The sequence below is a fragment of the Bradyrhizobium sp. AUGA SZCCT0105 genome (assembly GCF_018129565.1).
Taxonomy (GTDB): domain Bacteria; phylum Pseudomonadota; class Alphaproteobacteria; order Rhizobiales; family Xanthobacteraceae; genus Bradyrhizobium.
In genome coordinates, this window is record NZ_JAFCMK010000003.1 from 15,832 (window position 1) to 29,252 (window position 13,421).

At 65.1% G+C, this 13,421-nt stretch carries 11 protein-coding genes; 2 read left to right on the forward strand and 9 right to left on the reverse strand.

Annotated features, from left to right (window positions below; translation table 11 throughout):
• Positions 1 to 2 precede the first annotated feature (2 nt).
• Positions 3 to 2,105 (reverse strand): GumC family protein, encoded by a 2,103-nt coding sequence (locus JQ573_RS15895; RefSeq protein WP_212313032.1) that lies wholly within the window; start codon positions 2,103 to 2,105, stop codon positions 3 to 5.
• A 166-nt stretch (positions 2,106 to 2,271) separates the two neighbouring features.
• On the opposite strand from JQ573_RS15895, the gene JQ573_RS15900 reads away from it, so the two are divergent.
• Entirely contained in the window at positions 2,272 to 3,573 is a 1,302-nt protein-coding gene (locus tag JQ573_RS15900; protein WP_212313034.1) for a glycosyltransferase family 4 protein, read from the forward strand.
• A 15-nt stretch (positions 3,574 to 3,588) separates the two neighbouring features.
• On the forward strand, positions 3,589 to 5,145 hold the full coding sequence (locus JQ573_RS15905; protein WP_212313036.1) for a hypothetical protein: 1,557 nt from the start codon (positions 3,589 to 3,591) through the stop codon (positions 5,143 to 5,145).
• 29 nt (positions 5,146 to 5,174) lie between these two features.
• Here JQ573_RS15905 and JQ573_RS15910 read toward each other — a convergent pair whose 3' ends face one another.
• Genes JQ573_RS15910 through JQ573_RS15945 form a run of 8 tightly spaced genes read right to left on the reverse strand, consistent with a single transcriptional unit; the run spans position 5,175 to position 13,358 of the window.
• Complete coding sequence (locus JQ573_RS15910; RefSeq protein ID WP_212313043.1) at positions 5,175 to 6,377, reverse strand: ABC transporter substrate-binding protein; 1,203 nt, start codon at positions 6,375 to 6,377, stop codon at positions 5,175 to 5,177.
• Positions 6,378 to 6,430: 53 nt separating this feature from the next.
• The gene (locus tag JQ573_RS15915) at positions 6,431 to 7,132 is read right to left on the reverse strand and encodes an SDR family NAD(P)-dependent oxidoreductase (protein ID WP_212313045.1); all 702 of its coding nucleotides are present in this window, start codon (positions 7,130 to 7,132) and stop codon (positions 6,431 to 6,433) included.
• A gap of 39 nt (positions 7,133 to 7,171) precedes the next feature.
• Positions 7,172 to 7,978: a glutathione S-transferase gene (locus JQ573_RS15920; protein ID WP_212313047.1), complete on the reverse strand. Its 807-nt coding sequence runs from the start codon at positions 7,976 to 7,978 to the stop codon at positions 7,172 to 7,174.
• Positions 7,979 to 8,004: 26 nt separating this feature from the next.
• The gene (locus tag JQ573_RS15925; RefSeq protein WP_212313049.1) at positions 8,005 to 9,165 is read right to left on the reverse strand and encodes an iron-containing alcohol dehydrogenase; all 1,161 of its coding nucleotides are present in this window, start codon (positions 9,163 to 9,165) and stop codon (positions 8,005 to 8,007) included.
• 41 nt (positions 9,166 to 9,206) lie between these two features.
• Positions 9,207 to 9,980: an enoyl-CoA hydratase-related protein gene (locus JQ573_RS15930; RefSeq protein WP_212313051.1), complete on the reverse strand. Its 774-nt coding sequence runs from the start codon at positions 9,978 to 9,980 to the stop codon at positions 9,207 to 9,209.
• Positions 9,981 to 9,992: 12 nt separating this feature from the next.
• Positions 9,993 to 11,003 carry a nitronate monooxygenase family protein gene (locus JQ573_RS15935; protein WP_212313053.1) on the reverse strand — a complete coding sequence of 337 codons (1,011 nt, stop codon included), beginning with the start codon at positions 11,001 to 11,003 and terminating at the stop codon, positions 9,993 to 9,995.
• 21 nt (positions 11,004 to 11,024) lie between these two features.
• On the reverse strand, positions 11,025 to 12,212 hold the full coding sequence (locus JQ573_RS15940; protein WP_212313055.1) for an acetyl-CoA C-acyltransferase: 1,188 nt from the start codon (positions 12,210 to 12,212) through the stop codon (positions 11,025 to 11,027).
• Between the two features lie 15 nt (positions 12,213 to 12,227).
• On the reverse strand, positions 12,228 to 13,358 hold the full coding sequence (locus JQ573_RS15945) for an acyl-CoA dehydrogenase family protein (protein WP_212313057.1): 1,131 nt from the start codon (positions 13,356 to 13,358) through the stop codon (positions 12,228 to 12,230).
• Positions 13,359 to 13,421 lie beyond the last annotated feature (63 nt).

Here is a 13,421-nt window from a genome sequence, read left to right on the forward strand (position 1 = left end):
CTTCAGCTTGCCAATCCCAGGGCTTCGCGCTGAGGGTTGCTGACCGCGGCATTGGCCGCCACGCGATTGATGACGAGCGCAATCGGGACCGAACCGAAGCTGGACAGATCGGTCCGCGCCTTGCCGATCGCAGCCGGGTCGGCGGCGCCCTCGCGAACCACCAGGATCACCAGGTCAGCCCGGGCGGCCAGCGCGACCGCGGCCGGCTGCATGGCAAGCGACGATGCGTCGACGATGATCAGGCCGAAATCGGCGCGAATGTCGTCCTGGGGATAGGGCGGCGCCTTGCTGCTGGCGCCCAGCAGTTCGACGACCGACGGCAGATCGGCCTTGATGATCCCTGAGCCCTGCGGCGGTGCGGCTTCGGCGCGCCTGGCTTCCATCTCGATCAGGACGCTGAGCATCCCGTTCTTGACAGCGGACCGGTTGAGTGACCGTGCGACGGTGCTGCCGCCCGCAGCGGTCTCGACCGACAGCAGCAGCGCCACCTTGCCGTGCTCACCCGGAAGCTGCTCGATGTTCTCGATCAGCAATTGAAGATGCGGACTGAGATCGGGCTCGGCCGCCGTCGAAATCGGAGTCTGCCAGACGCTCCTGACGGCATCTGACGACACCATGTTGGGAATGCGGGCCAGCACCGGCAAGCCCGGCGGCAGCGCAGATTGCGGCGCGGCCGGTGCCGGCGCGAGCGCCTCGGCGCGGCGAAGCGGAATACTTTTGATCGGGAGCTGTTTCAGATCCAGACCGGGCACGGCGACGATCGCCGTCGACGTCAGCAGCGAGACGATCGCGAGCGCGACGAGCAACAGCGGAAGCGGCGGAAGCGTCGAACGCACCGGCGGCGTCGCGGACGATGCCACCTTGGTCTGCGAGTTCTGAAGACCGCGCTGCTCGTCGGTCGTCCTGTAGCGCGACAGGAACTGCTCGTAGATATTCTTGTTGGCATCGGCATCGCGCTGCAATTCCTGCAGCTTGACGAGCGCTTGACCATCGACAAGGATCTGCTGCTCGGCCGCCTTCAGCTGGTCTTCGAGCGCCTTCTGCTGATCGCGCTGCGCCTCGTATTCCGACTTCGCGGTTTCGATGTTCTTCTTGCGCTCGATCTCGATCTGCCGGTTGAGATCGCTCAACTGGCTGAGCGCCATCACGAGGTCGGGATGACGATCGCCGAGCACGCCGCGCTTCTGGGCAATCTGGTCGTTGAGCGCGGAGCGCTGGGCGCGCAGCGCGCTCAGCAGGTCCTGCTTGACCGGACCGTCGACATTGGCCTTCAGGTCGCGTTGCAGCTGCTCATAGCGCGACTTGGCCTCCTCGGCACGGGCGCGCGCCGCGGCGACCTGTTGCGTCAGGTCGGTAACGCGCAATTGCTGCGTGGTGGATTCCTTGCCGGCGTTGACGATCCGGTGCTCGAGCTTGAACTTGGCAACGGCATCTTCCGACGACCGCAGCCGGTCGTTCAAGGTCTTGAGCCGGCTCTTCAGCCAATCGGCGGCCTCGTCGGTTGCCACACTGCGCGTCCCGCGCTGGCTGGCGACGAACGCCTCGGCCACCGCATTGGCGTAGTACGCGGCGCGCTGCGGATTATTGGACGTGAACTTAATGGCGATAACATAGGTTAACCCGCGCCTCGAGATATCGAGCCGGTTGCGAAACCGGTCGAGCAGGCGCGTGGCGTCGGTCCTGCCGCCGGCGATGTCGCTGTCCTCTGCGACCTTGAGCTGATCGATCAGCGGCCCGAGAAATCCATCGGATTTGGCGATTTCGACGTAGCTTTGCAGAGCTGCGGCATCTTGACCAATGCCGGGCAGGACGTCCTGGTCGGCGGTCACGCGCTGCTCGCGCGGATCGAGCACGACGAGCGCCGTCGCGGCGTAGCGCGCCGGGATCAACATCAACAGGATCACACCGACCGCGAAGATGACCGCGGCGAGCATCAGGATGCGTTGACCCTTCTCGCGAAAAAAGGCCACCACACCCGGAATGCTAAGCACGCCCTTGGTGGTTTGCGCGGAGGATTGGCCAGCCGGTACGCCGGCAGTTTCCCACGACGCTGCGGGTTCCGTGACTTCGGAACGTCTCGGGCCTATCCGGCTACCGAACTTCATGGGTTCTGACTCGAATTCAACTGACAGTACTGCGCCAACGTAAATATCTATGGTTAATCGCCGGTTACCCCCTCTTCGCGTTGCCGTAACCAATTAGTTAACGAGCCGGCTGTACCCTATCTGTGAGATAATAGCTCTCGATTGCCGACACATGTCTGATTGCTAAATGAGCAGTAACCTCAACACGCGCTACTCGATGCACGAGCGCGCCTCGCGTGATAGCTACGCGCGCAAAAATGAAGGGGACCAATCCACCCCTTCGACGGGTGAGGACTCCGTGCTCCAGCACACGCCAAGCACAGAATTGCGCGAGGCATCGACCGCATCACGCGATCAACCGAACGAGAGCAAGCGAAAGCTGCGTGTTGTCCTGGTGCAGACCCAGGCCGAGAACGCCGGCGCGCAGGAGATCTCGCGGCTGCTCGGCGCCGGCCTCACCGCGCGCGGCTACGACGTCGCCAACCTGTTCTTCTTCCGCAAATCGGATTCCTTCGACGAGCCGCCCAATACGTTCTATTGCGCGCAGACCCGTCCGGGAAATCCGGTGGCGCTGCTGCGCATGCTGTGGGCGCTCGCCGGCCATCTCAGGACCGTCAGACCCGATGTCGTGCTGACCTTCCAGCACTTCGGCAATGTGATCGGCGGAGGCGTGTCGCGCCTCGTCAGCCGCGCCCCCGTGATCGCCAACCAGGTATCCTCGGCGCTGTCGATGAGCATGCCGGTGCGTGCTGCCGACATCATCATGGGCTCTACCGGTTTCTTCCACTGCATCACGCTGAACTCGCGGGACATGGAGCGCGAATATGCGCGCTATCCGGCTCCGTACCGATCGCGCATGAAGCACGTCCCGCACGGCTTCGACGACAAGTCGCACAGCCTGCCGAAGGACGTTGCGCGGCAACAGTTCAAGCTGCCGCCGGACCGCACCCTGCTCGGCTGCGCGGCACGGCTGCACCCGCACAAGCGGCTCGATGCGGCAATCCGCCTGCTGGCTGCCGATCCATCCTGGCACCTTGCGCTCGCCGGCCAGGGCGCGGATGAAGGGCGGCTGAGAGCCTTGGCGGACGAGCTTGATGTCTCGGACCGGCTGCACTTCATCGGCGAGATTGCACCGCGCCAGATGGCCGATTTTCTGGCCTGCCTCGACGTCTTCGTATTCCCCACGCAGGCCGAAACCTTCGGCCTTGCCGCGGTCGAAGCCGCGAGCGCCGGCATTCCCTGCGTCGTCAACGATCTCCCCGTGCTGCGCGAGGTGCTGTCCTACCAGGGACAGCCTGCCGCGGTGTTCGTTGACGCTTCGAACGAGGCCGAATTCGCAGCGGCCGTGTCGAAGGTCCTGACAGATCGTGTGTTGAGCGCTCAGCTGCGGCAAAGCGCCGTGGGCCTGAAGTCGCGTTATTCGTTGGATGCCATGATAGAGGAATACGTCCGCATTCTCGGCGACGCTGTGGGGGCGGACGCGCACTAGGAAGTTGGGCTGGCCATGATTATCGAGTTTCGCTGCGATCGCGCGCAGCCGCGGCTCTGGATGAGCCGCGAGTCGCTGCGCGTCAACGATCAAGATATTCCCGTTCAAATCGCCTGGACCACGACGCCGGAGCCTCGACCCGCCGGCCTCGACATGCTGTTCGAGCTCGAACGCATCGTCCTGCGCAAGGGCAAGACCGGCGAAGCCGACCGGCTGAAGGCGATCCCGGAGCGTCCGCGCGCCGGCAACCCCGACGTGGTGGTCGACTTCACCAGTGCCGCACGGGACCCGAACTGCTCCGCCAAGCTCTATCTCCGTCCACGGTTCAACGGGCACGCGGGAGAAAGTGCAGTACTTTCGGCCATTCTCGCCGGCGATCTGCCGGTGATCGAAATCGTCAATGAGCTCGACGGCTCGGTGCTGGACCGCGGTCATCCCTCGGCTGAAATCGCGGCCGGCCTGAGCGGCGGGCTCGAAACGGTGATGGCACGCACCCTGTCGATGCTGCCGCCGATTCTGTCGGGGGCTCCGCGGTTGGTGCCGCAATTGGCTGCCTCGGCGAATGGCAGCGTACCGCGAAATCCGGCGCCCTTTGTCATGCGTGGCGTGGCGACTTCGATCGCGAAGGAAATCTATCGCCTGTGCTGCTACGCGCCGCACTGGCATGTCGGCTGGCGCTTTGCCGACAACACGGATATCTGGCGCACCGGCGACCTGTCGGGACCTGCCTGGAACGTGCTCGGCGATGCCGGCAACCACTTTTATGCCGATCCTGTCCCGGTGAAATGGCAGGGCAGGACGTTCGTGTTCTTCGAAGACCTCGACCACCGGACCGGCAAGGGCATCATTTCCGCGATCGAATTCGACGGCAACGGGCCGATCGGCACGGTGATGCCGGTGCTCGAAGAACCCTGGCATCTGTCCTACCCGTTCCTGATCGAGGATGGCGGCGAGCTCTGGATGATCCCGGAAAGCACCGCGCATCGGGACGTTCCGATCTACAAATGCATCCGCTTTCCGGACAAGTGGGAGCGGCACTCAACGCTGCTGTCCGGGCTCGAACTTGCCGACGTGACGATCACGCAGCACAACGGCCTCCACTACATGTTCGGGGCCTGGCGCGATGGCACCGGCGGCTATTCCGACACGCTCACGATCTATTACGCCGGGCAATTGCTTGGCCCCTGGCAACCGCACGTGGCCAATCCGATCCTGATGGATCGCGCGACCACGCGGCCGGCCGGAAACTTCGTGACCGTCAATGGGAAGCTGTGGCGGCCGGTGCAGGACTGCACCAACGGATACGGCGCGGCACTCGGCCTTGCGGAAGTGCTCGAATTGTCGCCGACGACGTACAGGCAGGCCGTTCGACATCTGCTCAAGCCCGGGCCGCTATGGACCGGGCGCAAGCTCCACACGCTCAACCGCTGCGGCCAGCTCGAGGTGATCGACGGCTCGCGGGTGCAGCCGAAGACCACGGCATTTCTGGCGAGCCTGCGGTCGAGCGATCGCTCATCGCAATGGGGCTGGCATAGCCCGCTGGCGAAGCCGATCGCACGACGGCTCCACTAGCGCGATGCGTTGGTTATCCCGGCGACGGCTCAGTTCGGCTCGGCGCTCAGCACGCCGCCGAACTGCTCCCACGAGCTCCCTGTCCAGCGCTGCAGCTGAAGCTGCGTATAGGCCATGCTGTTGTCCGGCCCGGTGTTGACCGTGATGCCCGGCATCAGCGTCGGCAGCACAAGCCCCTTGATGTTGCGCGCCTGCCTCACGATGTTCTCGCGCGACAGGTCGTCGCCGCACTGTTTCAGCACCTGCTCCAGGATCTGGCCCTGCTGGGTCCCGAACAGATAGTTGCTGTCGCCGATATCGGCACCGGGAAGATACTTCTCGAAATGAGCGCGATACCATTTGATGCCGGGATCGTCGGCCCACCTCTTGTCGTTCGGATCCTTCGCGATCGTCGCCACGACGACGCCCACCGCCTTGTCCGCTCCGGCCGGCACGATGGTCGAGGACACCGAGCTCGACACGTAATTCACGATGGTGAGCGGTGACCAGCCGATCTCGCTCGCCTTCTTGATCGCTTGCGCGGCGAATTTCGGCGTACCCGCGATCAGGAATGCCTGGGCGCCCGACGCCTTCAGCGTCACGACGCGTGACTCGATCGTGGGCTCGGTGACCTCATACGGAGATGTCACCACCTTCTTGTCGAACTCGCCCTTCAGGGTTTCCTTGAACGCGGCCACGAAGTCACGGCCGAGATCGTCGTTCTGGTAGAGGATCGCGATCTTCGCGTCGGGCGCCGTCTGAGCAATGTACCTGGCGTAGATCTTTCCCTCGGTGTTGTAGCTGGGCAGCCCGGTGGTCGTCAGCGGAAACTCGGCGAAGTTCGCAAACTTGGTCACACCGCTGACGACGAAGAGGTGCGGCACCTTCTTCGCGGTCACGTATTTGATGGTTGCGCCGATGCCGGGCGTCCCCAGCGGGCTGAACAGGAACGCCACCTCGTCGCTCTCGATCAGCTTGCGGGTCTGCTCCACCGCCTTGGGCGGCGAATAGGCATCGTCATAGGTGATGAGGTTGATCTTGCGGCCGTTGATGCCGCCGCGATCATTGATGGAATGGACGTAGGCGATGAGGCCCTTGCCGGTATTGCTGAGCGGGGATGCCGGGCCGCTGAACGGGAATGTCGCCCCGATCCTGATTTCCGATTCCGAGACGCCGGGCGTTTCGGCGCGGACCGCAGTGGCAGCAACAGCCACGAGCAACGCAATCGACACAGCAAACGGCTTCAACGACATGAATTCCCCCTGAGCTTATGAACTGAACGGCGCTTGCGACCGCCGCGCGACGTCTACCAGGCTTCGCCGAACGGCCTGATCTCGACGTTGAACGACCACGCGCTGCGGTCCTGATGGGCGACGTGCCAGACCTCGTCCGCAATCGCCCGCGGCTTGATGAAGAAGTCGTCCGGCCGCTCCGGCCAGCGCTTCCGCGTCCATTCCAGGTCGATCACCGCGTCGATCACGAGATAGGCGACGTGGACGCCTTGCGGCCCGAGGTCACGCGCCATTGCCTCGGCCAGAATGCGCTGCGCCGCCTTGGTCGGCGCGAATCCCGCGAAGCCGGCCTTGCCGCGCAATGCCGAGGTGTTGCCGGTCGCAACGATGGCGCCCTTGCCGGCGCTGATCATCGCCGGCGCAAACCGCCGCGCCAGGTACAACAGGCCCATCGTGTTGACCTGGAAGTTGCGATTGAGAATCTGCGGATCGATCTCGCGGAAAGTGCCGAACGCGCCGCCGACGGCGTTGTGGACCACGACAATGGGATGGCCGAGATCGCGCTCCACCGCCGATGCCACCAGCTCGACCTGCACCGGATCTGACACGTCGCATCGATAGGCCTTTGCCCCCGGCAGCTGCTTCTCGAGCCCGGCGAGGCGCTCCTCGTTCCGGGCGAGAAGCGCGACCCGATAGCCGCCTTCCGCGAACCTCCTGGCGAGCGCCGAACCGGTGCCGGGCCCAACGCCGGATATCAGACAGACGGGTGCGGTCATGCAGTCAATCCTCCGCGTTGCGGCCAATCGTTCTCGAGATCAGGCCGCTGCCTTCGACAGCAACTTCTCGACGTAAGGCTTGAGGTCCGGCCTGATGTGCTCGTGCCCGACCAGCCGGGCGAAGTGCGCGAACATCAGCGGATATTCATCCCTTACCCCCGGGTGCAGAATTCTCTCCAACCCCTGCTTGCGCAATTGCTCGGTCCGCGCATGCTCATTCATGAACAGTGCGAGTTCGGCGGCAAGGCAGATGTCGGCAATCGAGATGCCGTTCCCGACCAGCGCCTCTCGCCGTGGCGACAATGCCTGCTCAATCCCCGAGGCATAGATCGCGAACGCGTCCTTTGCGCGCGCGTGAATAGCGGCATCGACCGTGCCGCCCGACAACGCCAGCAGATAGATCTGCGTATCCCGCGCAAAGACCAGGCTGACATCGAGGAAACTGTCGATCCTGGACGCCTCATAGGCGTCACGTCCGTAGAGCGGGAACGCCGCCTCACCGAGCCGTGCCACAGCGCGCATGATGCTGTTCGATTCGAAGATCCCGACCTTGCCGTCGGCGCCGAACGCAGCCGGCACATTGCCGAACGGCTGCGCTTCCATGAACGCATCGGTCTTGAAGAGCTGCGCGCCGGTCAGTCCGACCCGGCCGGTTCGCGCCAACGACGACAGCCCAGCGCGCTCCTGCTCCGCCAGCGGACGAGCATCGTAATCCCACAGCCAGTCGCGCAATTCCTTGCCGGAGGCGCCCCTGACCTCGACGTCGACGCCGCAGAACCGCGCCGCAATGGTTGCCTTCCAGACCCGCGGGTTCGGCAGATAGGAGAAGATGCGCAAGGCGGCCATGGTGGGCTCCTCCAGGTGCTGTTGCTTCAGGCGGCCAACTGCAGGATCTTGACGACGTCGCCTGGCTCGCGGATCGGTTGCGGGTTGGTCCGCGTGAAGATCGACAGCATGGCGTTCCGGCCGATCAGCTCGAAGCGGTCCTCACCGACACCGACATCGGCAAGCCGCCGCGGCAGGCCGAGCTCCGCGATGAAGCCGGCGAACGCCTCGCCGGCGTCACGGCCGGGCGCACCGAGCGCGGCGGCAATCGATTGCTGGGCGGCTTCGGTCGCGGGACGGTTGTAGCGCAGCACGCTCGGCATCATCACCGCCGTGCAGAAATAATGCGGAACGTCGCAGGTGCCGCCGAGCACGTGGCCGATGGCGTGGCTTGCACCCATCGGCACCCGCGACTGCAAGCCGAAGGCCGACAGCCACGAGCCGAGCTGGCAGCTCAGCCGCGCCGCCTCGTCGTCGGGATTGGCCTTGGTGCGTAGTAGGCCGTGATGCAGATAGCGCAGCCCCTGCTGGCACACCGCATCGACCAGCACATTGGGCCGGCTGGAGCAGATCGCCTCGATGCCGTGGTCCATCGCGCGCGTGCCGGAGCCGAGCCAAAGCTTCTCCGACGTATATTTGGTAATCGCGGGATCGAGGATGATGCTGCGCGGCATCATCATCGGGTGATTGAAAATCTGCTTCAGCTTGCGGCTGGTGTCGGTGACCAGCGCACCGGAATTGTACTCGCCGCCCGAAAGCGTGCTGGGGATCGCGATCATCCGGACTTTTGGCGTGCGGAACGGTCCGAACCGGCGGTCCGGCGTGGTCTCGAAGCCGTCGAGGCCATCAGGTTCGACGATCTCGTGCTCCATGCACATCAGCACGATCTTCGCCGCATCGACCACCGAGCCGCCGCCGATGGCGACCACGAGGTCCGCCTTGGCTTCGCTGGCCTGCCGCGCGATCTGCGTCACCACATCGCGGGTCGTGTGCTGCGGCACGCCGTCGAAGGTCGCGGCATGGCGATCGCCGAGCGCTTTACGGATTTTCGCGATCTCGTCGGTCGTCGTGTTCAGCGTCCGGCTGGCGATCAGATAGACGCGCTTCGCGCCCAGCCGTTCGGCCTCCTCGCGCAGCGCCTCGGCTGCCGGCTTGCCGTAGATCACGGATTCCATGCTGGGATATTGATGGCTGCCGACGACGCCCATGCTTTCCACTCCCTCGATGTATCCGTGAACTCCCGGCGGCTTCAGGCCGACAGTTTGGTGAAGTCCGGCTGACGCCGTTCGGCGAACGCGGCAAAGGCCTCGCGCGCCTCGGGCGTCGTCAGCCGCTGCTTGAACAGCACGCCTTCCTCGGCGATCTGCGCCGCGATCCGCTGCTGCTCGCGCATCAGCTGCTTGGTCATGCTGAGCGAACCGGCCGGCCGCCTGGTCAGCGCGACTGCCGCGTCATGCGCCTTCTTGCGCAGATCGGCCTGCGGCACCACGGCGTTGGCGAGGCCGGACGCCAGCGCGCCCGCCGCATCCATCGGCTCGCCGAGCGCAAACATCGCATAGGCGCGCGCGTGCCCGATCCTGAGCGGCAGCAGCCAGCTCGACGCTGCCTCCGGCACCAGAGCGAGATTGACGAAAGGCGTGATCAGCCGCGCGTTCTCGGCGAGATAGACCAGATCGCAATGCAGCAGCATGGTGGTCCCGACGCCGACCGCATTGCCCTGCACGGCCGCGACCAGCGGCTTGCCGACCTTGCTGATGGTTTCGATGAAGCGATGCGCGGGGCTATCGACTGCGCTTTCGCCGCGCGCCTGGCTCGCGAAGTCGGCCAGGTCGTTGCCCGCGGTAAAGCTGTCGCCGTCGCCCTGGAACAGGATCACGCGGACGGCTGGATCCGCCTCGGCCTGCTTCAGCGCGTTCGACATCGCGTCATACATGGCGCCGGTCAGGGCGTTCTTCTTCTCGGGCCGCTGCAAGGTCAGCGTCATGACGCCGGCCGCGACTTCCACTTTGACATGCTCGGTCATGGCACGCTCCCGTCAGGCGACCGCGCGGGCCGCCGTGGTTTCAAACTTGCCGTCGAGGAAGCCGGTCAGCCGCTGCCGGATGATCGCTTCGGCCTCGGTCATGATGCGGTCGATCAGCTCCTTGACGGTCGGGATGTCGTGGATCAGGCCGACCACCATGCCGCAGCTCCAGGCGCCGGCATCCATCTCGCCGTCGATCATCACCTTCGGGTAGACCCCGGCGACCTGCTCGTGGATGTCCTCGATCTTCAGTTTGGCGCCCTTCTCGCGCTCGATCTCGAGCAGCTCATCGACGCCCTTGTTCTTCAACACCCGCTCGGTGTTGCGCAGCGCCCGCATCACCAGGCGCGTATCGAGCTCGTCGGCATCGAGCAGCGCCTGCTTCACATTGGCATGGACCGGCGCTTCCTTGGTCGCGATGAAGCGCGTGCCCATATTCATGCCGGCCGCGCCCATCGATAGCGCCGCGACGAGGCTGCGCGCATCCGCCATGCCGCCCGAGGCCACGAACGGGATCGTCAGCTCGTCCGCCGCGCGCGGCAGCAGGATCATGTTCGGGATGTCATCCTCGCCGGGATGGCCGCCGCACTCGAAGCCGTCGACGCTGACCGCGTCGCAGCCGATCTTCTCGGCCTTCAGCGAATGCCGCACCGAGGTGCATTTGTGGATCACCCTGATGCCGGCGGCCTTGAGCGCCGGCATGTACTGCTCCGGGCTGCGGCCCGCGGTCTCCACCGCCTTGACGCCGCCCTCGCGGATAGCAGCGATATATTCGGGATAGGGCGGCGCGGTGAAGCTCGGCAGGAAGGTGAGGTTCACGCCGATCGGCTTGTCCGTCATGTCGCGGCAGCGCGCGATCTCCTTCGCCAGCAGCTCCGGCGTCCGCTGGGTCAGGCCGGTGATGATCCCAAGGCCGCCGGCGTTGGACACCGCGGCCGCCATCTCGGCGAAGCCGACATAATGCATGCCGCCCTGGATGATCGGATGCTGGATACCGAACAGTTCAGTGATTGCTGTCTTCACAAGTCTCTCCCGCGTTTCCGATCAATGGACGATTTCGAACAGGCCCGCCGCGCCCATGCCGCCGCCGATGCACATGGTCACCACGCCGTACTTTGCCTTGCGCCGTCGGCCCTCGATCAGGAGGTGACCGGTGAGCCGTGCGCCGGTCATGCCATAGGGATGGCCGATCGCGATCGAGCCGCCGTTGACGTTCAGCTTGTCCGGATCGATGCCGAGCTTGTCGCGGCAATAGATCACCTGCACCGCGTAGGCCTCGTTGAGCTCCCAGAGATCGATGTCGTCGATCTTCAGATTGTGCCGCTTCAACAGCCGCGGGATCGCGGCGACCGGACCGACGCCCATCTCGTCCGGCTCGACGCCGGCGGCGACGAAGCCACGGAAGATGCCGAGCGGCTTCAGCCCCTTTTGCGCGGCGATCCGGTCGCTCATGATCACGCAGGCCGAAGCGCCGTCCGAGAGCTGGCTGGCATTGCCGGCGCTGATGGTCTTGCCCTCGAACACCGGCTTGATCTTGGCGAGCCCATCCGCCGTGGTATCGGGCCGCGGGCCTTCATCCTTCGCCAGCGTGGTCTGCTGGAAGCTGACTTCCTTGGTATCCTTGTTGACCACAGCCATTTTGGTCGTGATCGGAACGATCTCGTCGTTGAAGCGGCCGCCTTGCAGCGCGGCGCCGACGCGGCGCTGGCACTCGAGGCTGTATTCGTCCTGCTTGTCGCGGCCGATCCCGTAGCGCTCGGCGACGACCTCGGCCGTCTCCAGCATCGACATGTACATCTCGGGCTTCATCGCCATCAGCTCATCGTCGACGGCGTGGAACCTGTTCATGTGCTCGTTCTGCACCAGGCTGATCGACTCGATGCCGCCGCCGATCGCGATCTCGACGCCGTCGAGCATCACCGAACGCGCCGCGACAGCGATCGCCTGCAAGCCGGAGGCGCATTGCCGGTCGATGGTGGTGCCGGCAACCGTGACCGGGAGGCCGGCGCGGATCGCGCCCTTGCGCGCAACGTTCATCACCATGGTGCCCTGCTGCATGGCGCAGCCCATCACCACGTCCTCGACCTCGCCGGGCGCAATGCCGGCGCGCTTGACGGCTTCGGCCATCACGTGGCCGGCCAGGGTCGGGCCGTCGGTATTGTTGAGCGCGCCGCGATAGGCCTTGCCGACGCCGGTGCGCGCGGTGGAAACGATGACTGCATCCTGTGACATGCTTGCCTCTCTGGCTTATGCGACCGCGTCGAGCTGCGCGAAGCGCAGCACGTGATAGGCGGGATCGCCGAACTGGATGTTGATGGAGGAAATCCGCTTGAAGTAGTGGCCGACATTGAGCTCGTCGGTCATGCCCATGCCGCCGTGCAGCTGTACCGCCTGATCAGCCACGAACTTGCCGGCATAGCCGATCTTGGACTTGGCGCCCGACGCCAGCCGGGAGATTCCCGCCTCGTCGTCGCTGAGGCTGAGGCTGAGATGCTGCATCAGGGACAGCGCCTCCTGATGCGCGATGAACATGTCGACCATCCGGTGCTGCAGCACCTGGAAGCTACCGATCGTGACGCCGAACTGCTTGCGCGTCTTGGAGTAGTCGAGCGTCGCGTCGTTCAGCTCGCCGATCGCGCCGACCGCCTCGGCGCAGAGCGCGCCGATCGCGCGGTTGCGGCAGGCTTCCAGCGCGGCGACGCCCTCGCCTTCCCGGCCGAGCAATTCGCCGCGTACGCCGCGCAGGCTGATCTCGGCAGCCCTGCGGCCATCGATCGTCCTGAAGCTTTGCAGGTCGAGATTCGCTGCGCGGCGATCGACCACGAACAGGCTGACGCCGCCGCGATCGTGACGATGGCCCGAGGTGCGGGCGGAGACGATCAGGTGATCCGCCCAGGGCGCCGCCATCACCGCCGTCTTCTCACCGGTAAGGACATAGTCGTTGCCCTCCCGTCGAGCCGCGGTAGTGACCGTGGCAAGATCGAAGCGCGAGCCCCTCTCGGTCCACGCCAATGCCCAAAGCTTGGTCCCCGCGATGATGTCGGCGATATAAGCCTGCTGCTGCGCGTCGGAACCCGCCTGCTCGAGCAGGCCGCCGGCAACGACAACCGTCTCGACGAACGGCTCGACCACGAGACGGCGGCCGAACTCCTGCATGATGATCATGGTCGACAGCGGTCCGCCGCCGAGCCCGCCGGCGGCTTCCGAGAACGGTGCTGCGAGCAGGCCGAGCTCGGCGAACTCAGCCCAATGCTTGCGGCTGAAGCCGTCTTCGCTCGCGACGATCTTGCGGCGCGCATCGAAGTCGTACCGGTCGCGCAGCAGCCGCTGCACGCTGGACCGCAACAATTCCTGCTCTTCCGTGAACTGGATATCCATCCGATCCTCTCGTGCCGCTACTACCAGAGCGCGATGAGATGCGCTCCAGGCCTTCGTTTGAGC

Bases quoted from the DNA above. Each gene is read 5' to 3' on its own strand.
- JQ573_RS15895 (WP_212313032.1), bottom strand. From the start codon at position 2,105: ATGAAGTTCGGTAGCCGGATAGGCCCGAGACGTTCCGAAGTCACGGAA.
- JQ573_RS15900 (WP_212313034.1), top strand. From the start codon at position 2,272: ATGAGCAGTAACCTCAACACGCGCTACTCGATGCACGAGCGCGCCTCG.
- JQ573_RS15905 (WP_212313036.1), top strand. From the start codon at position 3,589: ATGATTATCGAGTTTCGCTGCGATCGCGCGCAGCCGCGGCTCTGGATG.
- JQ573_RS15910 (WP_212313043.1), bottom strand. From the start codon at position 6,377: ATGTCGTTGAAGCCGTTTGCTGTGTCGATTGCGTTGCTCGTGGCTGTT.
- JQ573_RS15915 (WP_212313045.1), bottom strand. From the start codon at position 7,132: ATGACCGCACCCGTCTGTCTGATATCCGGCGTTGGGCCCGGCACCGGT.
- JQ573_RS15920 (WP_212313047.1), bottom strand. From the start codon at position 7,978: ATGGCCGCCTTGCGCATCTTCTCCTATCTGCCGAACCCGCGGGTCTGG.
- JQ573_RS15925 (WP_212313049.1), bottom strand. From the start codon at position 9,165: ATGGGCGTCGTCGGCAGCCATCAATATCCCAGCATGGAATCCGTGATC.
- JQ573_RS15930 (WP_212313051.1), bottom strand. From the start codon at position 9,980: ATGACCGAGCATGTCAAAGTGGAAGTCGCGGCCGGCGTCATGACGCTG.
- JQ573_RS15940 (WP_212313055.1), bottom strand. From the start codon at position 12,212: ATGTCACAGGATGCAGTCATCGTTTCCACCGCGCGCACCGGCGTCGGC.
- JQ573_RS15945 (WP_212313057.1), bottom strand. From the start codon at position 13,358: ATGGATATCCAGTTCACGGAAGAGCAGGAATTGTTGCGGTCCAGCGTG.